Source organism: Streptomyces sp. NPDC051662, from assembly GCF_040681655.1.
Taxonomy (GTDB): domain Bacteria; phylum Actinomycetota; class Actinomycetes; order Streptomycetales; family Streptomycetaceae; genus Streptomyces.
This window is the reverse complement of record NZ_JBFAZD010000003.1, coordinates 258,724-278,215: the sequence shown is the minus strand read 5'-3', so window position 1 is coordinate 278,215 and position 19,492 is coordinate 258,724. Positions and strand designations below refer to the sequence as shown.

Here is a 19,492-nt window from a genome sequence, read left to right as displayed (position 1 = left end):
TTGTGCGGCGCGACACCTGTCACCGCCGGACAGACCGGACCCCGGGAACCACGCCCCGGCGTCCGCCGGACCCGGCACCGACAGCTTGAGCCGGTCGCTTCCCAGCACCCGAGAAGGTCGACGATGACCCCTACTCCTCAGAGCGTTCCTCCCGACGCTCCCCCGCGTGAGTCCTCGCCCGAGCCCGCACGTGAGAGCTTCGGCCGCCGCACCCTGCTGCGCTGGGGCGCCGCCGGTGGCGCGGGCGTGGCTCTCGGCCCGCTGGCCGCCTGCGCGGGCCCGACCGGGGCCCCCGGCCCCGGCACCCTCACCCTCGGTCTGAACCGCTCCCTGGTGAGCCTGGACAACAAGCTCAACCAGTTCGACGCCGCGGTCACCGTGCAGCGCGCGGTACGCCAGGCGCTCACCCGCATCGGGCCCGGGATGAAGCCGCGGCTGATCCTCGCCGACCGGTTCGAGATGACCGGGCCCACCGCCTGGACCGTGCGGCTGCGCGACGGTGTGTGCTACTCCGACGGCAGCCCCGTCACCGTCGAGGACGTCGCCACGGCTCTGCGGATGTACGGAAAGGTCAACGGTTCCTTCCTGCTCGGTCTCTTCCCCGAGCTGCCCACCGTCGAGAAGACCGGCCCCCGCACCTTCCTGCTGCACACCCACGAGCCCGTGCCGGTGCTCGACCGGCTGATGGCCAGCATCCACATCACCCCCGCCGCCGAGAACCGGCCCGAGGAGCTGCGGACCGGTCTCGGCTCCGGCCCGTACCGCGTCCTCAAGGCCAACGCGGGCGCCGGCGAGTACACGCTCGGCCGTAATCCCGGATACTGGGGCGCCCGGCCGCGGATCGAGACCGTACGGGTCCGGTTCGTCCCTGAGGAGTCCAGCCGGGTCGTCGCGCTGCGCAGCGGTGAACTCGATGTCGTCGACACACTCACCCCGGACTCCGCCGAGCAGCTCACCGGCCTGCCGGGCGTCCAGGTCGAGGAGACCTCGGGCGTCCGGATGTGCCAGCTCTTCTACAACTTCCGCAAGCCCGAGGGCACTCCGCTCGCCGATCCCCGGGTGCGGCGCGCGCTGACCTACGCCATCGACGGCGACGCCCTGGTCGACGATGTGCTCAACGGCTCCGCCGAGGAGGCCGCTGGTGTGGTGCCGCTCGCCCTCGAAGGCGCGGTACGCACCGGCTCGTACGTGTACGACCCCGGCAAGGCACGCGCGCTGCTGAGGTCGCTGGGCGCGACGGATCTGCGGATCAGAATCATCTGGGAGTCGGGGGAGTTCGCCGCCGACACCTCCGTGATGGAAGCCGTCCTGGACATGCTCAAGGCGGTCGGTGTACGCGCCTCGCTCCAGCAGTTCGAGCCGGGCGGCGACATCCTCACCTGGCGTCAGGGCCGGGCCGGCGACTGGGATGTCATCGGCAACGGCTACGGCAGCCCCACCGGCCAGGCTCTCACCACACTCCAGGGCATGTACGGGGGCACGGCGGCGAAGGAACGTACCCGCGACGCCTTCATGGGGTACGTGATCCCGCGCGTGGAGCGGCAGCTCACCGCCGCCTCCACCGAGGTGGACGACGCCGAGCGCACCAAGCGGCTGGCCACGGTGCAGCAGGCCATCTGGGAGACGTGGCCCAGCCTGTGGGCCTTCGCGCCCAAGACGCTCCTCGCCCGCAGGACCCGCGTCCGGGGAATGTCGCTGCTCCCGATCAACTCCTATGACCTGTCCGCCGTACGGCTGGAGGGCTGAGCCGTGCCGACGTATCTCGCCAAACGGCTCGGCCAGAGCCTGCTGACCGTCTTCCTCACCCTGACCACCGTCTTCCTGCTGGTACGTCTCGCCCCCGGCGACCCGGCCGCCGCCTACGCGGGCCCCACCGCCACCACCGCCGATCTCGCCCGTATCCGCGCCCAGTTCGGCCTGGACCAGCCGCTGCTCACGCAGTACGGCATCTTCCTGCGCGATCTGCTCTCCGGAGACCTCGGCACCAGCTACTCCTTCCACGCCCCGGCCCTCGATGTGGTCCTCGACCGGATGCCGTACACCATCACGCTGGCCGTCTCCGCGATCACCGTCACCGCCGTGGTGGCCGTACCCCTGGGTGTGTGGATGGCGCGCCGCGCCGACTCGAAGCGTGAGCTGGGCGCCAATGTGCTCACGATCACCGGGCAGTCCATGCCGGACTTCTGGACCGGCGTGATGCTGCTGACCGTTTTCGCGGTGCTCCTTCCCGTGCTGCCCGCCTCCGGATTCACCTCCTGGAGCGGTCTCGTCCTGCCGACGGTCACCGTGGCCATCCTGCAACTCGCCCTGATCTCACGGCTGGTACGACGCGAGATGACCACGGCGCTCAACTCCCCGTATCTCACCGTCGCCCGCTCGCGCGGCTTCTCCGAGCGCACCCTCACCTGGCGCTACGCCCTCGCCAACTCGGGGGTGCCCCTGCTCACCGCCATCGGTACGCGGTTCGCGGCGCTCCTCAACGGCGTGGTCGTGGTCGAGGTCGTCTTCGGCTGGCCCGGCGTCGGCTCGCTCGTCGTCCGTGCGCTGGAGACCCGGGACTATCCGCTGATCCAGGCCACCGTGCTGGTCACCGCGACCCTCGCGATCCTCGTCCAACTCCTCGTCGACCTCGCCTACCCGCTGCTCGATCCGCGGGTGCGCCTCGGAAAGGCGGCCTGAGACATGACCACCGCCCCGCGTACCGCCGCTTCCCCGGGCGCCCCGCCCGCCGGCGCGGTACCCCCCGGCGCCCGGCCGAGCGCCGCCACCGCCCGCGATCTCGCCCGAGCCACCGCCACCCGGCAGCGGCGCGGCGCCCGGTTCAAACTGTGGACGGGGGCCGTCTGCACCGCGCTCGTGGTGCTGCCCGTCGCGCTCGCGGGTCTGCTGCCGCTGCCCGGCGCCGACGTACAGGATCTGTCCCGGCGCCGGCTGCCCCCGCTCAGTGACGGGCATCTGTTCGGCACCGACCAGCTCGGCCGCGATCTGCTCTCCCGAGTGCTGCACGGCGGACAGGTGTCGCTGACGGTCGGCGTCCTCGCCGTCCTCGTCTCGGGACTGATCGGTATCGCGGCGGGCTCCGCGGCCGGATTCTTCGGCGGCTGGGTCGACGCGGTCGTCTCCCGGCTGCTGGAGGCCCAGCTCGCGCTGCCCCTGTTGATGATGCTGCTGCTCGTGGTCGCCCTGTTCGGTCCGTCCGTCACCGTCATCACCTGTGTGATCGCGGTCGCGCAGTGGCCCGAGGTCGCGCGGCTCACCCGCTCCCTCGTCCTGGTGGAACGGGAGAAACCGTATGTCGCCGCCGCCCGGGTCCTGGGACTGCGCGGCTGGTCGGTCCTCGGCCGGCATGTCATCCCCAATGTCATCCGTCCGGCGAGCCTCGTGGTCCTGCTGCTGCTCGCCCAGGCCGTCCTGCTGGAGAGCGCGCTGAGCTTCCTCGGCGCGGGGCCGCAGCGGCCGTTCGCGACCTGGGGCCGGATCATCTCCGACGGCCAGGACTACATCACCACCTCCTGGTGGCTGGTCACCCTGCCGGGTCTGGTCATCGCCCTGCTGGTGGTCGGGGTCAACCTGCTCGGCGACGGGCTGCGCGACCGTACGCCCACGACGAAGGCGCCGCGCGGCGCGCGGGTGCCGCGTGGCACGCGCGCCGGGCACGTCAAGAAGGGAGCCTGAGCCATGACGGATGTGCCGCTGACAGACGTTCCCCCGGAGGGGGTTCCCCTGCTGGACGTCGAGGACCTGCGGGTCGAGCTCATCACCACGCACGGGGTGGTCCGCGCCGTGGACGGGGTGAGCTTCACCGTCGGCGTGGGCGAGACCGTGACACTCATCGGGGAGTCCGGATCCGGCAAGTCCACCACCGCCATGGGCGTGCTGCGGCTGCTGCCCGAGGGGCTGGCGGTGCTGTCGGGAAGCGTCCGGATCGCCGGGCGGGATGTCCTCGCCGACCCGAACGCGGCCCGTGAGGTACGCGGACGCACCGTGTCGCTGATCCCGCAGGACCCGATGACGGCCCTCAGCCCGGTCCATACGATCGGCCGGCAGCTCGGCGACGCGCTGCGGCTGCGGCACCCCGGACTGTCCCGCGCCGCGATCAGGGAGCGGGGCACGGATCTGCTGGCCCAGGTCCGTATCCCGAGGCCGGAGACGCGCTGGAAGGCGTATCCGCACCAGTTCTCCGGCGGCATGCTGCAACGCATGCTGATCGCCGTCGCGCTCGCCGGGGAACCGGAGCTGCTGATCGCCGACGAGCCCACCTCCGCGCTGGACGCCACGGTGCAGGCGAGCGTTCTCGATCTGCTGATGGAACTACAGGAACAGGAGTCCCTCGGGATGCTGATGATCACGCATGATCTGGGGGTGGCCCGGGTCGTCTCCGACCGTATCCATGTCATGAGGGAGGGCAGATTCGTGGAGTCGGGATCCGCCGCGCAGATCGTGGACCGGCCGGCCGCGCCGTACACCCGCGATCTGCTCGCCGCCGTGCCCCGGCTCGGTGCCTGGGACGAGGACTCCCTCGCGCCGGCCTCGACGCGGGGAGCACGGACATGACTCCCGCGCGGACCACCGGCGCCGGTCCGTTTCTGAGCGTCGAGGACCTCGTGGTCGACTACGCCACCGCGCGGGGACCGTTCCGGGCGGTCGACCGGGTGAGCTTCCAGCTGGAGCGCGGCGCCTCACTCGCGGTCGTCGGCGAGTCGGGGTGCGGCAAGTCCACCCTCGCCCGCGCTCTCGTCCGGCTGCTGAAGCCCGCCTCGGGCCGGATCGTCCTCGACGGTACGGATATCGCCGGGCTGCCCGAGCGGCGGCTGCGCCCGCTGCGGCGGCGCGTGCAGATGGTCTTCCAGGATCCGTACGGTTCGCTCGACCCGCATCTGACCGCCCAGCAGATCGTGGCCGAGCCACTGCGCCTCTCGGGCGTCGGCGACAGGACGGAGCGCGCGCGGCGCGCGGCCGAGCTGATCGACCGCGTCGGACTGCCGGCCACCGCCCTGCACCGCCGGCCACCCGAGTTCTCCGGTGGCCAGCGCCAGCGCATCGGGATCGCCCGCGCACTCGCGTCCCGGCCGGAACTGCTGGTGTGCGACGAGGCGACCTCCGCACTCGATGTCTCCGTACAGGCGCAGGTGCTGGAACTGCTGCGCGAACTCCAGGCCGAGACCGGTATCGCCTATCTCGTCATCGCGCACAACCTCGGGGTGGTGCGTGAGATCAGCACCGATGTGCTGGTGATGAACGCGGGCCGGATCGTCGAGAGTGGCCCGACCGGCTCCGTACTCGCCTCACCGGCCGAGCCCTACACCCGGGCGCTGCGCCGTGCCGCCCTCGACCCCACGGCGATCCGGGGCGTGAAGCCCCGCGGGCTGCTCAGTGCCGCGGCCGGCGGCGGCACGACTGGCCCAGCCACCCGGACAGTCGGCCACCCAGCCACCCACGCATCGGAAGGCACCCGCCCGTGACCACCGGCATCCCCCTGCCACAGCTCCCCGTCCCGCTGTCCCGGCTCGTCCTGGGCACCATGACCTTCGGCGACACCGTCGACCGCGCGGGCGCCGCCGCCATGCTCGACACCGCGCTCGACGCGGGCATCACCGGTGTCGACACCGCCAACGGCTACGCGGGCGGCGAGAGCGAACGTATCCTCGCCGGACTGCTGCCGGGCCGTCGCGACCGCATCGTGCTGGCCACCAAGGCCGGGATCCCCCACCCCGACCAGGGCGAACACGCCCCGCTCTCCGCCGCCGGACTGCGCGCCGCGCTGGAGGGCAGCCTCAAGCGGCTGGGCACCGACCGGGTCGATCTCTTCTATCTGCACCAGCCGGACCGCGCCACTCCGCTCGGGGAAACCCTCGCGGCCGTCGCCGAGTTCGTCGCCGAGGGAAAGATCCTCGCGCTGGGGGTCTCGAACCACGCGGCCTGGCAGATCGCCGAACTCGTCCGCACGGCGGACGAGGTGGGGGCACCGCGCCCCGCGATCGCCCAGCAGCTGCACAATCTGCTGGCGCGCCGGCTGGAGGAGGAGTACGTCGAGTACGCGGCGGCCGTCACAGGGCTGCGCACCATGGTCTACAACCCGCTCGGCGGCGGCCTTCTGACGGGGCGTCACATTTTCGGCGAGACCCCGGAATCGGGCCGGTTCGGTGACTCCAGGCTCGCCGCGATGTACCGGCAGCGCTACTGGGACGAGCGGCTGTTCGCCGCGGTCGGCCAGCTCGCCGGGATCGCCGAGGAGGCCGGGATCCCGCTCACCGAACTGGCGCTGCGCTGGCTGCTCGACCGGCCCTCCACCGACGCGCTGCTGCTCGGCGGCTCACGCACCGAGCAGCTGCGGGCCAATATCGCCGCCGCGCAGGCGGGTCCGCTGCCCGCCGGGGTGAGCGCCGCCTGCGACGAGGTCGGCGCCCGGCTGCGCGGCCCGATGCCCGCGTACAACCGCTGACCCGGCCCCTGACCCCCGCCCCTGACCCCGGCCCGGCCCGGCCCCCGCACCCCAGACCCGGCCCACTGTTGTGCCGGCCATCCCGCCCCACCTCGAAGGGACTTCCATGACCCGCCCCCCGTCCGGTACGCCCGCCGCCTTCGCCACCGCCCTGCGCGCCCGCGAACAGCTCATCGGCTACTGGTCCGTCCTCGACTCCCCCGTCTCCACCGAGCGCATCGCCCGCCTCGGCTACGACTATGTGGCGCTGGACGCCCAGCACGGCCTGATCGAGTACGCGGGGCTGCTCGCCTCCCTCACCGCCATCGACACCAAGGGGAGCACCGCCGTCGGTCTGGTGCGCACCGAGGCCAATGCCCCGGCGCCGATCGGCCGCGCGCTGGACGCGGGGGCGGCCGGGGTCATCGTCCCGCTCGTCGACACCGCCCAGGACGCCGCCGACGCGGTGGCCGCCGTACGCTACCCACCGCTCGGCCGCCGCTCCTACGGCCCGATGCGCTCCGGACTGCGGATCGGGCCCGACCCGGCGACGCGCATGAGCAGACCGTCGTCCTCGCGATGATCGAGACGGCCGACGGCCTCGCCAATGTCGCGGAGATCTGCGCGACCGACGGACTCGACGGTGTCTACGTCGGCCCTTCCGATCTGCGGATCGCCCTCGGTGGCGCCACCTCCACCGATCCCGCCGTCGCCGACCGGTTCGAGGCCGCGCTCGTCACCGTACGCGAGACGGCGGCCGCCGCCGGAATCGCCGCCGGTATCCACAACGCGGACGGCGCCAGTGCGGCCCGGCGGCTGGCGGAGGGCTTCACCTTCGCCACCGTCTCCAGCGATCTGACGCATCTGGAACAGATCGCGGGCAGCCACCTCGCCGCCGCCCGTGGCACCGACGAGGCCCGGTGACCATGACGAACCCGGTCGCCGACGGTGTCCTGCGCCCGCATCCCGGCGAACCGGGCCGTACCGAAGCCTCGTTGGCCGCGCCCGCCGCGCAGAACCACGCCGCGAATCTGACCGTGCTGCCCGGCGGGGATCTGGGCTGCGTCTGGTTCGCCGGTACGCAGGAGGGCGTCGCGGACATCTCCGTCTGGTTCTCCCGGCTCACCCCGGAGGCCGCCGGCTGGTCCGCGCCCGTCCGGCTCTCCGACGACGCCACCCGCTCCGAGCAGAACCCCGTACTGTTCCCGACGCCCTCGGGCGAGCTGTGGCTGCTGCACACCGCGCAGCGGGCGGGCCACCAGGACACGGCGGAGGTACGACGGCGGATCAGCCGGGACAACGGCGTGACCTGGGGCCCCTCGCGGGTCCTGTTCCCCGCCACGTCCGGGGGCGGGGTCTTCGTACGGCAGCCGGTCGCCATACTGCCGTCGGGGCGCTGGCTGCTACCGGTGTTCCGCTGTGTCAGCACACCGGGCGAGCGCTGGTCGGGCGGCCGGGACACCAGCTCGGTCATGGTCAGCGATGACGCGGGCGCGACCTGGGACGAACGGCCGGTGCCCGGCTCCACGGGGCTGGTGCACATGAACATCCACACACTGCCGGACGGTTCTGCGCTCGCGCTGTTCCGCAGCCGGCGGGCGGATCATGTGTACCGCTGCCGGTCGGAGGACGGGGAGACCTGGACGGCACCGGAGCCGCTGCCCGTCCCCAACAACAACTCCTCGCTCCAGTATGTCCCGCTGGACGACGGCCGGCTCGCCCTCGTGCACAACCACAGCAGCGCCGCCGATGCCACCGAACGGCGGGTGTCGCTGTACGACGAGATCGACGACGACGGTGTGAGCGACACCGCGCTCCCGGGGGACACGGGAAGAACCGACACCGCGCCGCCGCCTCCGGACAGCGCCGCCTTCTGGGGCGCTCCGCGCGCCCCGCTCTCCCTCTCCTTCTCGTCGGACGGCGGCCGTTCCTGGCCGGTGCGCCACGATCTGGAGACGGGCGACGGCTACTGCCTCACCAACAACTCCCGGGACGGCCTCAACCGCGAACTGTCCTATCCGTCCGTCGCCCGGTCCCCCGACGGAACGCTGCACATCGCCTTCACACACCATCGTCGCGTCATCAAGTATCTGCGTCTGAGCCCCGCCTGGACAGCGGGGGAAAACACGAGCGACTGAGGCTGGGCCGAACAGGGCCAATCGGGGCCGGTCGCGCGCGGGCGGGAATACCGCGGCCGGCTGTCCGGCTGGGATCAGCATGAGCACTCTCGGACTGATCGGCAGTGGACGCATCGGCAGCACCCTCGCGCGGCTCGGCGTAGCCGCCGGGCTGGATGTGGTCCTCAGTAATTCACGCGGGCCCGAGACCCTGGCCGAACTGGTGGCGGAGCTGGGACCGCGGGCACGGGCCGCGACCCCCGCCGAGGCGGCGGCGGCCGGGGACTGGGTCGTGGTGACCGTCCCGCTGAAGAACTACCGCCAGGTGCCGGTGGCGCCGCTGGCGGGGAAGGTCGTTCTCGACACGAACAACTACGGCCAGGAGCGCGACGGGCAGATCGCCGAGCTGGACGCGGAGGAGACCACCAGCAGCGAACTCCTCCAGCGGCATCTGCCCGACGCCCACGTCGTCAAGGCGTTCAACAACATCTTCTTCCTGCATCTGGCCGCACTCACCCGGCCCACGGGCGCGGCCGACCGCACGGCCCTTCCGATCGCCGGTGACGACCCCGAGGCGAAGGCGTCCGCGACCCGGCTGCTCGATCTTCTCGGGTTCGACGCCGTCGATGTGGGGACGCTCGCCGACAGCTGGCGCTTCCAGCCCGGCACACCGGCGTATGGCGTTCCGTACGCGCAGGACCCGCAGGGTCTCGCCATTGCCGACGACCCGGGCAGGAGCGCGGACGCCGCGACGCTCCGCACGGCCCTGGCCGCCGCGACCCGCGGCTGATCCCGGTATCCCCGGCCGGGGATACCGGCCGGGGTCCGTTACCGCGCGTCCGGCATCCGTATGACCGCCGTCCCGCCGTCCAGATCCACCGTGGTCCTGTGCGGCGGGGCGCCGTCCTCCTCGTCGTCCCTGAGCAGCAGCGCGGACTGCCGCTCCTTCAGTTCGTTCTGCTTGCCCGGCGAGAAACTCGCGTGCAGCTGCTCGAACCCGGTGGCCGAGATCTGTCCCTGCCGCGCACTGTTGCGCCAGGGCAGCAGGCCCGCGCGCCCCGCGCGCAGCAGCAACTGGTCGATGAAGGCCACCAAGGTCAGCACGATGACCAGCCCGGGGAGCGTCATGAACACCACTGTCTCCATCGCCCTATTGTGCGGGCCCCCCGCGATCGCCGGGAACCAGCCGGGCGCGAGGGCCGACTACTGACACGAAAGCGAGTACCAGCGCTCATGTCAGGGGCCGTGGAGGCTCCGGAGGAGGACAGCCGGTTTGCAGTGGTACGAGGACGACTCCCTCTGGTCCGACTTCGCGCCCACGATGTTCTCCCCCGGCCGCGCCGAGCAGGCCGCCGGCATCGTGGCGAGTTCACCGCTTCTCGACTTCCCGCCCGGATCCCGGGTGCTCGATCTGTGCTGTGGCCCCGGGCTGTTCCTGGTGCCGCTGGCGCGGCGCGGCTACACGGTCACCGGTGTCGATCTCAGTCCTTCCATGCTGGAACGGGCACGGGCCGCCTGCGCGGAGGCCGGCGCGGACGTCCGGCTGGTACGGGCCGACATGCTCGACCATGTGGAGCCGGGCTCCTTCGACGCCGTACTGAACGTCTTCACCTCCTTCGGCTACTTCGACGATCCCGATGACAATCTGCGGGTCCTGCGCAACGCCCGCGAATCCCTCGCCCCCGGCGGCCGGCTCGTGGTGGATGTGATGGGCAAGGAGGTGCTGGCCGGCTGGATCGGGCGGCCCCAGGCCGTGGATCTGCCCGACGGCTCCTATGTGGTGCAGCGCGATGTGGTGCTCGACAGCTGGCGCCGGCTGCGCACCGACTGGACGCTGGTACGCGGCACCTCGGCCCGTACGGCGTCGCTCACCTCTTTCCTCTACAGCGCCGCCGAGTTGCACGATCTCTTCGTGGCGGCCGGGTTCACGGAGGTCGAGTGCTTCGGGGACTTCGACGGCGGTGTCTATGACCAGCACTCCCGCCGGCTGATCGTCAGGGGGGTACGGAAGTGACGGATGTACGCGTACATGAGCACGTCACCGACGCGATGAAGGCCCCGGACCTGATCCGGCTGAGCCCCAATGTGGTACTCGCGCGCTTCGAGACGATGAAGGTCTACGCGGCGCTCGGCGCGGTCCGCACACTGCTGCGGCGCGGCCGTATCGTGCCAGGACAGACGCTGATCGACAGTTCCAGCGGAATCTACGCACTGGCGCTCGCGATGGCCTGCCACCGGTACGGACTGCGGTGTCACATCGTGGCGTCCACCACGGTCGACGCAGCGATGCGGGCGCAGCTGGAGGTGCTGGGCGCCACGGTCGACCAGATGCCCCCGTCGGAGAGTCTGCGGCTCGACCAGGAACGACGGGTGCGGCATGTACGGGAACTGCTGGCCCGCAGGCCGGACTTCCACTGGATGCGGCAGTACCACGACGCGGTGCACTACGCGGGCTACCGGGAGTTCGCCGAGCTGGTGACGGCGGCGCTGCCGGACCGTTCACTGACCGTCGTCGGCGCCGTCGGCACCGGAGCCTCCACCGGCGGTCTGGTCCGGGCGCTGCGGGAACCGGGGCACGGCCCCGGGCGCGCGGTGCGGCTGGTGGGCATCCAGCCCTTCGGGAGTGTGACGTTCGGCAGCGAGCGCTTCAGCGATCCGGAGGCGATCATCGCGGGCATCGGCAGCTCGATCCCGTTCGGCAATGTCCGGCATGAGCTGTACGACACGATGCACTGGGTGGACTTCCGGCATGCCATGGCGGGCGCGGTGGGGCTGCTGCGCGAACACGCCGTCTTCGCCGGGCTGTCGACGGGCGCCGCCCATCTGGTCGCCTCGTGGGAGGCGGAGCGCGATCCCGGGAGACAGCATCTCGTCATCGGCGCGGACACCGGACACCGGTATGTGGAGCGGGTGTTCGCCCGGCACGCCGAGGCCCTGGACCGGCGTACGCTCCGGCCGCGCAGGATCCACGCCCTCGACGACCTCGGACCGCCGTGGTCGGTGATGGAGTGGGCACGGCGCCCGCACAAGGAGCCCGTGGGGGCCGAAGTCGGTTCGGAAGGGGACGCGTTGTGACCATCGCCGCGCTGGAGTCGCTGTCGTTCGGACTGGCCCGGATGGCCGCCGCGGCGGCCGGTGCCGGGCACGGGCTGACCCTGCTCACCCACGACCTGTCCGTGTACTGGCACGAGCTGGAGTCACTGCCGGACGACGCGCCGCTGTCGGTCGTCCAGGTCGACACCTTCGACCTGACCGAGACCCGGCGGGTGCTGGCGTCCCTGCCGGGGCTGGCCGGTCTGATCAACACCACGGACACCTGGAGTGTCCCGGCCGCCGGTCTCGCGGCCGAATTCGGCCTGCCGGGGCCCGATCCCGAGGCGGTGCGGCTGCTCCGCGACAAGTCACGGGTACGCGAACTGCTGCACCGCCACGGGCTGAGCAAGAGCCCCGCCGTACCGGTGGCGCCGGATCCGGAGAGCGCGGGCGAGGTGCTTCGTACGCTCACGCCACCGCTCGTCCTCAAGGATTCCGCGGGCACCTCCTCCCGTAACGTCTGGGTGGTCAGGGACGCGGAGGAGCTGCGCGCCGCGCTCGGCGAGGCAGCCCAACAGGCCCTTACCGGGGGGCTGTTCGCGGAATCCTTCCTCGCCGGGCCGCTCTACAGCGCGGAGACGCTGAGCTGGGCCGGGGAGACCCGGCTGCTGGGGGTGCTCAGCCGGCAGACCTCGCGGGACATCGCCGTACGGGAGGAGGCCGCCGCCTTTCCCGTCGCGCTGCCCCCGGCCGAGCGGGGTGAGATCGAGACCTGGGTGGGCCGTGTGCTGCGGACGGCGGGGCATGACAGCGGCTTCGCCCATGTGGAGTTCATCCTCACCGGACAGGGCCCCGAACTGGTCGAGATCAACCGGAGGATCGGCGGCGCCCTCGTCGGGGAGGCGCTGTGCCGGTCGCTGCGGACGAATGTGTACGAGGCGATGATCGAGGACGCGCTCGGGCGCCGTCCCCGGCTCATGGATGAGCCACTCGACCACTCAGGCGCCGCCTGCGGTTTCGTGCTCGTCTATCCGGACCGGCCGGGGACGCTCGCGGGCTGGCGGGGGCTCGATGAGCTGGACGCCTATCCGGGGGCGGTGCGCTGGTATCCGGTCAGGGCGCCGGGGGACGAGATCCATACCGTGGCCGACCAACGCGGCTGCACCGGGATGGTGCTGGCCGAGGCGGCCACCGCCGAGCTGGCACTGCACCGGGCCGCGAGCGCCGCCGCGCGCGTGCGCCCCGTCCTGGTGGCCGATGGCGGGCACTGAGCGCGGGCCGACACGCCGGGGCGGCGGCGGGAAGGGCGGCGGCGGGGCCGGAGTCGGGCACGAGCGTGTCGCCGGGAGATGGCGGCCGGGCGGTCCGCGGTCGTTCCTGCTGGTCTGCTCGTTCCTGATCACCCTGGGCAGCTTCGCCGTACTGCCGTACATGTCGGTGCTGCTGCACCAGCGGCTGGGGCTCGGACTCGGCACGGTCGGGTTCGTGCTCGCCGTCGCCTCGCTGGTGCAGTTCTCCGGTGGTGTGGCGGGCGGCGCCCTGGCGAGGCGGATCGGGCTGCGGGCCACCATGCTGGTGGCGCTGGGCGTGCGTACGGCAGGGTTCGCCGCGTTCGTGCCGGGGCTCCACAGTCCGTGGGCCGCGATCGGCGCGCTGTTCCTGGTGTCGTGCGGGGCGGCGCTGTATCTCCCCGCGAACAAGGCGTATCTGGTGGAGGGGGCGGCGGAGGCGGAGCGGCCCCGGCTGCTGTCCGCCAGCGGTTCGGCGTTCAACGCGGGGATCGCGCTGGGCCCGCCGGCCGCGGCGCCCTTCGTACTGACCTCGCCCGGCGCCCTGTTCGCCGGTGTCACCGTGCTGTTCGCGGTGGTCGGGCTCGGGCACGCGCTGCTGCCGGCCGCGTCCGCCGGCCCCGCCGCGGGCGGTCGGCGGACGGACGAGGATCACGCCGCCCCGGCCGGGGGTCCTGACCGGGGCGGTCTGCCGTTCGTGGTGACCGTACTGAGCGTGTACGTCTTCATGTTCTTCCAGCACTATCTGGCGCTCTACGCGGTCCCCCGCACATCGGCGTCGTTCTACGGCGGGGTGCTGATGGGGTACGCCTGTCTGCTGGTGATCGCCCAGCCGCTGCTGTCGGAGTGGATCGCCGGGCTCTCCTACCGGCGTGCGATGCGGGTGGGCTTCGGCGCGATGGCCGCCGGGACGGCGGTCATCGGTGCCGGTGGGCGGGCGGGGATCGGCGTGGGGGCCGCGTTGATCTGCCTGGGAGAGATCGTGCTCTTCCTCAAGAACGATCTGGAGGCGCTGGCCCGCTCGTCGGCCGCGCCCGCCGTGGTGTTCGGCCGGCAGCGGCTGGCGGCGGGGATCGGCGCGTTCGCCAGCGGGGTGGCGGGCGGTCAGTTGTACGGGGCGGCCGAGGATATGGGAACGGCGCGCGGCTTCTGGTTCGCGGTCGCGCTCCAGGCTCTGGTCCTGCCGGTACTGCTGGTCCCGCTGGCCGGTGCGGTGCGCCGCCGGTACGACGGCTCCCGCACCCGGCCGGAGAAGCGGACGGCGGACGGCGGAGGTCCGCGCCGTACCCGAGCGTGAGGACGGCGCGGACCGGGCCGTCCGTTACCGGGACGCCGTGCGAACGGGCAGCAGCCCCGGGTCACGGTCCGCCAGCCATACGGCGGTGAGGTCCCGGCGCGCCCGCGCCACGCGTGAGCGCACCGTACCGACGGGGCAGCCGGCGGCGTCGGCGGCCTCCGCGTAGGAGAGCCCCAGCACCTGGGTCAGTACGAACGCCTGCCGCCGCGACGGCTCCAGCGCGCCCAGCGCGTCGAACACCGCGACGCCCTCGTCGAACCCGGGCAGATGGCGCGGCTGGACACGCTCGGCGGCGTACTGCCAGTCGGTGGTGTCGGCGAGCCGGGGCCTGGCGGCGGCGCCGCGGTAGCGGTCGATGACCACACACCGCGCTATCGACAGCAGCCAGGTGCGCGCGCAGGAGCGGCCGGCGAACTTCGCCAGGCTCGTCAGGGCCCGTAGATAGGTCTCCTGGGCCAGATCGTCGGCCCCGGGCACATCGGCGCTGAGATGCGCGACGAACCGGCGTACGTCGTCGTACGTCGCGTGCACGAACCGCTCGGCGGCCTCACGGTCGCCGGTGCCCGCGGCCAGCGCCCAGGCGGTGATCTGGGGATCGCGGTGCGCGGATCCGACGCCCGGTGAGCCGCCCTCCAGGGCGCGGGACATGGCGGGGGAAGTAGGGGAAGCGGCCGGTCTCGTGCCGCGGGCGGCGGGATTCATCGTCGGAGCAGGGCACATGGCGGGTGATCCTTCGTGTCCTCGCGGGGCCACGCCGGACGCGGGGGTCCGCGCGGCTCCATCGGTGGCCGGTCCCCCGCGGCAGGGCGACCGGCATGCCTGTGAACAGGCACGCATACGTGCCTGAGAAGACCCTCGGCCGCGCGCGGCACAGCGGGGACGGACGAAGGGTCAGCGGAGGGACGGAAGGACGGGCGGACCCCGGCGGGTGATACCGCGCAGGAGGACGAGCGGGCGCGGCCCGCGCCGCGGCCTGCCCGGGGTCCGGATCCGTGTGCGGGGCGGGGCGAATACGCCGCCGGTCAGCACCCGCCAGGCGAGCAGCAGGGGAGCGGCGACGAACAGCGTGAGTGTGCGGCCCAGTTGGAGGACCGCCGCCTCACCGCGCCACAGCCACCAGCCGCACAGCAGCCCCGCGACGAAGTGGGCCACCGCCATGCCCGACGTCAGGGAATGGCCGTCGTAGGCCAGGACCTGGGCGATGACATCCGGCGGCGCCTCACTCATCCCGGAGTGGCCGTGCGCCATCGCCGTACCGGAACCGCCCTCGCCCGGAACGCCGATGGCGGGCGCCGTCCCGGCGGGCGGCGGGAGCATATGGGTCCAGCTGAACAGGGTGTGCAGGATCAGCTGCCCGACGGCGCTCGCCCCGGCGATGGCCGGGAGCCCGCGTTCCCGTCCGGCCAGCCACCATCCCGCGCCGCCCGCCAACACCAGGGCGAGGGCCAACGCGGGCCGGGGCAAGGGGGCTTCGGAGCGCAACGCGTGGCCGAGACCGGACACCGCTACACACACGACCGCGAAGGTCGCGGCACGTGTGAGGCGGAATGCGGGCCCGGCTCCCATGGCCGACATCGTGCCACCCGGAGCCGAGTCGAGGAAAAGAGCTTGTGATCCGGATACGTCGACGGTTCGACCGTTATAGAACGACACCAAGAGATGTGATCCATGTCACATGACATCGGCGGGAACTTTCCATGTCCGGTGGCCGACTGCTCCGGTATGAAGTCGTCCCCCGCGTCCGCCGCCCCCGAGCCGAGCGAGCCGGCCGCACCGGCCACATCCGCCGCATCGGCCGAAGAGCCCGCCACCACCCCGGACCGAAGGACCCCCCGGTCCACCCTCAGGTCCGACCTCAGGGCCTCGGTCCCCGACGGTCTGATCGCGCTGGTGGTGACCGCCGCCATCTTCGCGCTGCTCTACGCCCGGATCCGGGCGAAGACCTCGTCGACCGTGTCCATCATGCCCTTCATGGCGGACGCGGGTGGCTTCTGGATGTACTTCCTCAGCCAGGCGTTCGGCTGGGCGGCGCTGCTGTGGGCATGGGGGACCGTGATCCTCGGGCTGCTGCTCTCCGGGCCCCGCCCGAAGCGGCTGCCGCTGTCGGGCCCCCGGCTGGAACGGCTGCACCGTACGACAAGCCTCAACACGATCGCGCTGATCGCCGCTCACGCCCTGCTGTTCGCCGCCGAGTTGGTACGGCACGACACCGCGCGGTGGAACTCCCGGCTGTGGACGGCCTTCATCGAGGCGTTCGTGCCGGGCGGCTATGACTCGGGCACCGGGCAGATCGCGATGCCGCTCGGCCAGGCCGCCCTGTATCTGGCCATTCCCCTGGGGCTGCTCTTCTACGTCAGACATCGCATCGGCCCCAAGACCTGGCGCGTCCTGCACCGCTTCGTGATCGTCGTCTACGTCCTGAGCGTCTGGCACACCCTGCTGTACGGAACGAACGTCTGGTACGACGGGTGGTTCCGCACCTCGATCTGGCTGCTGCAACTGCCCATCGCGGCCCTGCTGCTCGTACGGCTGCTGCGCCCCGCCCGCCGCTCCGAGCAGCTGTCACTCCCCGGCGCGGGAACAGCCGGCGCCCGAACCGGCACCGGAGGCGCGGGCTGGCGCGGCTGGTCGGGCTGGTCCCTGCGGCTCGTCGGGCGCCTCGCCGTGGCCGCCGTCGTCGTCGCGATCCTGGCGGTCGTCCTCAGCGGGAGGGACGGCGGTCGCACCATCCCTCCGGCCGATACGTCCTCCACCCACAATCACGACTGAGCACGCACACGACTCAGCCGGCCGCGCGGGAGAGCGTCTCGAACTCGTCGTCGGTCAGTTCGAGGGTGGCGCCGATGGTGTTCTCCTCCAGATGCGCCACCGAGGAGGTGCCCGGGATCGGGAGCATGACGGGTGAGCGCCGCAGCAGCCAGGCCAGGGCCAGCTGCGCGGGCGCCGCCCCACGTTCGGCGGCGATCCTCGTCAGCGGGCTGTCCGCGACCGCGAGGGCGCCGGTGGCCAGCGGGAACCAGGGAATGAACCCCAGCCCCTGGGCCCGCGCGTACTCCAGCACGTCCTCGGCCGCGCGGTCGGCGAGGTTGAAGCGGTTCTGCACGGACACGATCCGCGCCATCGTCCCGGCCTCCTCCAGCTCGGCGACGGAGACCTCGCTCAGCCCGAGGTGACGGATCTTGCCTTCGCCCTGCAACGCCACCAGCGCGCCCAGCTGCTCGTCGAGCGGCACCTTCGGGTCGATGCGGTGCAACTGGAGCAGATCGATGCGCTCCACCCCGAGATGACGCAGATTCAGCTCGACCTCCTGACGCAGATACTCCGGACGCCCCACCGGCACCCATTCGTCGGGCCCGGTGCGGGTCAATCCGACCTTGGTGGCGATCACCAGATCGTCGGGGTACGGGTGCAGCGCCTTCCTGAGCAGCAGATCCGCCGTGAAGGGGCCGTACGAGTCGGCCGTGTCGATGAAATTGATACCCAGCTCGACGGCGCGGCGCAGGACCCGCACGGCCTCCGCCGGATCCTCGGGGTCTCCCCAGATGCCGGGGCCGGTCAGCCGCATGGTGCCGTAGCCGAGCCGGGTGACCGGCAGATCGCCGCCGAGGAGGAAGGTGCCGGACGCGCGAGCAGGCTGCCGGGTGACGGTCATGATCAGCTCCTGGGTGGACTGCGCCTTTCGTTACACGGGCGTCAACGCGAGGGCCGACGGACTCGTTCTCTTGGCCCGGCCTCGGCGGAGCCCCGTCTTCCGCTCCCATTCTCCCCCGTACGCGCCCCTCGCGCCCCTCGCGCCCCTCGCGCCCCTCGCGCCCCTCGCGCCCCTCGCGCCCCTCGCGCCCCTCGCGCCCGTGCGGAACCGTCGGGCCATCCCGCGACGTTCCCTGGGCAGCGTCACACCGGGCCGATGTGCCCCGACCCGATCCCGAGCCGGACGGACGGTACTGATGAACGAGCTGGTCCCCGGCGGAAACATGCCCTTGCCGGACACGGAGCTGTGGTTCCGGGTCGCGGGCCCCTTCGATCTCTCCGTACTGATCACCGGTGACAGCGGGAAGGTCGCCGGGGACGGCGACTTCGTCTTCTACAACCAGCCGTCGGCCCCCGGTGCCCGGCTGCGCGCCGACGGCATCGGGGTGGATCCCCGGCGGCTGCGGGCGGGCGCGAGCCGGGTCACCGTGGTCGTCAGCCCCGCCGAGCCCGGCACCCCCCTCGGCCGACTGCCCGTTCCCGTACTGACGGTCACCTGGGCGGGCACACGCGTCCTGGCCCGGCTCACCCCCGCGCGCCCGACCCATGAGACGGTGCTGCTGCTGGCGGAGATCTACCGGCGCGGCGCCACCTGGAAACTGCGCGCCCTCGGTCAGGGGTACGCGGACGGACTGGCCGGAATCGCCCGTGACTTCGGGGTCGAGGTCGCTGAGGAGGCCACCGGTCCCGTATCGCCGTCACCCGGCCCGGCGGCGCCACCGACCGCTCCCGCGCCGGCCGTTCCCACGCCGGCCGTCGCGGTGCCGGCCGTTCCGGCGAGCGGTATGGAGGCGGAGTTCGCCGGGCTCGTCCGGGCCGCCCGGCTCGGGGCGGGTGTCGCGCCCGTGACCCTGGACGGGCGGCTCTCGGGCCGCCGCGCGGGCCCATGCGGCGGTGATGGCCGGACAGCGGCGGCTGAGCGCGGAGGGCCCCGGCGGTCTCTCGGTCTTCCAGCGGGTCACCGCGGGCGGCTACCGCTATCTCCGTATCGACCAGCAGCTGGTCTCCGGTCCGCGTACCGCCGCCGAGTTCATCGACTACTGCCTGACCGACGGGGCGACCCGCCGCCCGCTCCATGACCCGGCGCTGACGGACGCGGGTATCGCCCATCACCACGACTCCCGCTCCGGCGACGTCTATTGGACCGCGCTGTGGGCGGCGCCGTTCACCGCGGCCGGTCTGCTGCGGACAGTCGCGGAGGTCCTTTCCCTCACCAACGCCGAGCGGACCCGCGCCGGGCTCCGTCCACTGGCCGACGACAGAGAGCTGGCGGCTGCCGCGCAGGTGTACAGCGCGGACATGGCCGCGCGCGCGTTCTACTCACACACCTCACCGGAAGGGCTCGCGCCCTGGGACCGCGCCGCCGCCGCGGGGGCCACGCACCGGGGCATCGGTGAGAACATCGCCTGCGGTCAGCGCGATCCGCGCGAGGTGGTCCGAGGCTGGATGGACAGCCCCGGGCATCGGGCCAATATCCTCAAGCCCGACTTCACCCACCTGGGAGTCGGCTTCGCGGGCGGCGGCCCCGCCGGGACCTACTGGACGCAGCTCTTCGGCCGGACCTGAGGGCCATGGGCCATGGGCC

At 72.4% G+C, this 19,492-nt stretch carries 19 protein-coding genes and 1 pseudogene; 16 read left to right on the top strand and 4 right to left on the bottom strand.

Going from position 1 to position 19,492, the window contains the following annotated elements:
* Positions 1-123: 123 nt before the first annotated feature.
* From AB0M67_RS06760 to AB0M67_RS06715, 10 genes are all read left to right on the top strand, one after another.
* Positions 124-1,746 (top strand): ABC transporter substrate-binding protein, encoded by a 1,623-nt coding sequence (locus tag AB0M67_RS06760; RefSeq protein WP_365743364.1) that lies wholly within the window; start codon positions 124-126, stop codon positions 1,744-1,746.
* Positions 1,747-1,749: 3 nt separating this feature from the next.
* A complete protein-coding gene (locus AB0M67_RS06755; protein ID WP_365743362.1) occupies positions 1,750-2,679 on the top strand; it encodes an ABC transporter permease in 930 nt (309 codons plus the stop codon).
* A 3-nt stretch (positions 2,680-2,682) separates the two neighbouring features.
* Entirely contained in the window at positions 2,683-3,675 is a 993-nt protein-coding gene (locus AB0M67_RS06750) for an ABC transporter permease (RefSeq protein WP_365743360.1), read from the top strand.
* Between the two features lie 3 nt (positions 3,676-3,678).
* The gene (locus tag AB0M67_RS06745) at positions 3,679-4,554 is read left to right on the top strand and encodes an ABC transporter ATP-binding protein (protein WP_365743358.1); all 876 of its coding nucleotides are present in this window, start codon (positions 3,679-3,681) and stop codon (positions 4,552-4,554) included.
* Positions 4,551-5,462: an ABC transporter ATP-binding protein gene (locus AB0M67_RS06740; RefSeq protein WP_365743356.1), complete on the top strand. Its 912-nt coding sequence runs from the start codon at positions 4,551-4,553 to the stop codon at positions 5,460-5,462. The genes AB0M67_RS06745 and AB0M67_RS06740 overlap by 4 nt, the downstream gene beginning before the upstream one ends.
* Positions 5,459-6,442, top strand: coding sequence for an aldo/keto reductase (locus AB0M67_RS06735; RefSeq protein WP_365743354.1), 984 nt, complete (start codon positions 5,459-5,461; stop codon positions 6,440-6,442). Before AB0M67_RS06740 ends, AB0M67_RS06735 begins: the two co-directional genes overlap by 4 nt.
* A 106-nt stretch (positions 6,443-6,548) precedes the next feature.
* The gene (locus AB0M67_RS06730; protein WP_365743351.1) at positions 6,549-7,004 is read left to right on the top strand and encodes an aldolase/citrate lyase family protein; all 456 of its coding nucleotides are present in this window, start codon (positions 6,549-6,551) and stop codon (positions 7,002-7,004) included.
* Positions 7,001-7,345 (top strand): aldolase/citrate lyase family protein, encoded by a 345-nt coding sequence (locus tag AB0M67_RS06725; protein ID WP_365743349.1) that lies wholly within the window; start codon positions 7,001-7,003, stop codon positions 7,343-7,345. Before AB0M67_RS06730 ends, AB0M67_RS06725 begins: the two co-directional genes overlap by 4 nt.
* A 2-nt stretch (positions 7,346-7,347) precedes the next feature.
* Complete coding sequence (locus AB0M67_RS06720; protein ID WP_365743718.1) at positions 7,348-8,559, top strand: exo-alpha-sialidase; 1,212 nt, start codon at positions 7,348-7,350, stop codon at positions 8,557-8,559.
* A gap of 79 nt (positions 8,560-8,638) precedes the next feature.
* Positions 8,639-9,328, top strand: coding sequence for an NAD(P)-binding domain-containing protein (locus AB0M67_RS06715; protein ID WP_365743347.1), 690 nt, complete (start codon positions 8,639-8,641; stop codon positions 9,326-9,328).
* A 38-nt stretch (positions 9,329-9,366) separates the two neighbouring features.
* Here the strand turns inward: AB0M67_RS06715 and AB0M67_RS06710 are convergent, their stop codons facing one another.
* The gene (locus tag AB0M67_RS06710; RefSeq protein ID WP_249950476.1) at positions 9,367-9,684 is read right to left on the bottom strand and encodes a DUF6191 domain-containing protein; all 318 of its coding nucleotides are present in this window, start codon (positions 9,682-9,684) and stop codon (positions 9,367-9,369) included.
* A gap of 127 nt (positions 9,685-9,811) precedes the next feature.
* Here AB0M67_RS06710 and AB0M67_RS06705 point away from each other — a divergent pair, with 127 nt between their 5' ends.
* Genes AB0M67_RS06705 through AB0M67_RS06690 form a run of 4 tightly spaced genes read left to right on the top strand, consistent with a single transcriptional unit; the run spans position 9,812 to position 14,157 of the window.
* Positions 9,812-10,552 carry a methyltransferase domain-containing protein gene (locus tag AB0M67_RS06705; RefSeq protein ID WP_365743345.1) on the top strand — a complete coding sequence of 247 codons (741 nt, stop codon included), beginning with the start codon at positions 9,812-9,814 and terminating at the stop codon, positions 10,550-10,552.
* A gap of 35 nt (positions 10,553-10,587) precedes the next feature.
* Positions 10,588-11,613, top strand: a complete 1,026-nt coding sequence (locus AB0M67_RS06700; protein ID WP_365743716.1) for a pyridoxal-phosphate dependent enzyme — start codon at positions 10,588-10,590, stop codon at positions 11,611-11,613.
* Positions 11,610-12,842 (top strand): ATP-grasp domain-containing protein, encoded by a 1,233-nt coding sequence (locus AB0M67_RS06695; RefSeq protein ID WP_365743343.1) that lies wholly within the window; start codon positions 11,610-11,612, stop codon positions 12,840-12,842. The genes AB0M67_RS06700 and AB0M67_RS06695 overlap by 4 nt, the downstream gene beginning before the upstream one ends.
* On the top strand, positions 12,829-14,157 hold the full coding sequence (locus AB0M67_RS06690; RefSeq protein WP_365743341.1) for an MFS transporter: 1,329 nt from the start codon (positions 12,829-12,831) through the stop codon (positions 14,155-14,157). Before AB0M67_RS06695 ends, AB0M67_RS06690 begins: the two co-directional genes overlap by 14 nt.
* 24 nt (positions 14,158-14,181) lie before the next feature.
* On the opposite strand, the gene AB0M67_RS06685 is transcribed toward AB0M67_RS06690, so the two are convergent.
* Positions 14,182-14,805 carry a sigma-70 family RNA polymerase sigma factor gene (locus AB0M67_RS06685; RefSeq protein WP_365743339.1) on the bottom strand — a complete coding sequence of 208 codons (624 nt, stop codon included), beginning with the start codon at positions 14,803-14,805 and terminating at the stop codon, positions 14,182-14,184.
* Between the two features lie 243 nt (positions 14,806-15,048).
* A complete protein-coding gene (locus tag AB0M67_RS06680; RefSeq protein ID WP_365743337.1) occupies positions 15,049-15,723 on the bottom strand; it encodes a hypothetical protein in 675 nt (224 codons plus the stop codon).
* A 156-nt stretch (positions 15,724-15,879) separates the two neighbouring features.
* Here AB0M67_RS06680 and AB0M67_RS06675 point away from each other — a divergent pair, with 156 nt between their 5' ends.
* Entirely contained in the window at positions 15,880-16,926 is a 1,047-nt protein-coding gene (locus AB0M67_RS06675) for a ferric reductase-like transmembrane domain-containing protein (protein WP_365743335.1), read from the top strand.
* 13 nt (positions 16,927-16,939) lie between these two features.
* On the opposite strand, the gene AB0M67_RS06670 is transcribed toward AB0M67_RS06675, so the two are convergent.
* Positions 16,940-17,809, bottom strand: a complete 870-nt coding sequence (locus AB0M67_RS06670; protein WP_365743333.1) for an aldo/keto reductase — start codon at positions 17,807-17,809, stop codon at positions 16,940-16,942.
* Between the two features lie 295 nt (positions 17,810-18,104).
* On the opposite strand from AB0M67_RS06670, the pseudogene AB0M67_RS06665 reads away from it, so the two are divergent.
* Positions 18,105-19,473 (top strand): annotated as a pseudogene (locus AB0M67_RS06665) (CAP domain-containing protein).
* The last annotated feature ends 19 nt before the right edge of the window (positions 19,474-19,492 follow it).

Coding starts and splice junctions, on each gene's coding strand:
- AB0M67_RS06750 (WP_365743360.1), top strand. CDS start 2,683: ATGACCACCGCCCCGCGTACCGCCGCTTCCCCGGGCGCCCCGCCCGCC.
- AB0M67_RS06700 (WP_365743716.1), top strand. CDS start 10,588: ATGAAGGCCCCGGACCTGATCCGGCTGAGCCCCAATGTGGTACTCGCG.
- AB0M67_RS06720 (WP_365743718.1), top strand. CDS start 7,348: ATGACGAACCCGGTCGCCGACGGTGTCCTGCGCCCGCATCCCGGCGAA.
- AB0M67_RS06745 (WP_365743358.1), top strand. CDS start 3,679: ATGACGGATGTGCCGCTGACAGACGTTCCCCCGGAGGGGGTTCCCCTG.
- AB0M67_RS06740 (WP_365743356.1), top strand. CDS start 4,551: ATGACTCCCGCGCGGACCACCGGCGCCGGTCCGTTTCTGAGCGTCGAG.
- AB0M67_RS06685 (WP_365743339.1), bottom strand. CDS start 14,805: ATGTCCCGCGCCCTGGAGGGCGGCTCACCGGGCGTCGGATCCGCGCAC.
- AB0M67_RS06710 (WP_249950476.1), bottom strand. CDS start 9,684: ATGGAGACAGTGGTGTTCATGACGCTCCCCGGGCTGGTCATCGTGCTG.
- AB0M67_RS06690 (WP_365743341.1), top strand. CDS start 12,829: ATGGCGGGCACTGAGCGCGGGCCGACACGCCGGGGCGGCGGCGGGAAG.
- AB0M67_RS06730 (WP_365743351.1), top strand. CDS start 6,549: ATGACCCGCCCCCCGTCCGGTACGCCCGCCGCCTTCGCCACCGCCCTG.
- AB0M67_RS06725 (WP_365743349.1), top strand. CDS start 7,001: ATGATCGAGACGGCCGACGGCCTCGCCAATGTCGCGGAGATCTGCGCG.
- AB0M67_RS06680 (WP_365743337.1), bottom strand. CDS start 15,723: ATGGGAGCCGGGCCCGCATTCCGCCTCACACGTGCCGCGACCTTCGCG.
- AB0M67_RS06760 (WP_365743364.1), top strand. CDS start 124: ATGACCCCTACTCCTCAGAGCGTTCCTCCCGACGCTCCCCCGCGTGAG.
- AB0M67_RS06715 (WP_365743347.1), top strand. CDS start 8,639: ATGAGCACTCTCGGACTGATCGGCAGTGGACGCATCGGCAGCACCCTC.
- AB0M67_RS06675 (WP_365743335.1), top strand. CDS start 15,880: ATGAAGTCGTCCCCCGCGTCCGCCGCCCCCGAGCCGAGCGAGCCGGCC.
- AB0M67_RS06670 (WP_365743333.1), bottom strand. CDS start 17,809: ATGACCGTCACCCGGCAGCCTGCTCGCGCGTCCGGCACCTTCCTCCTC.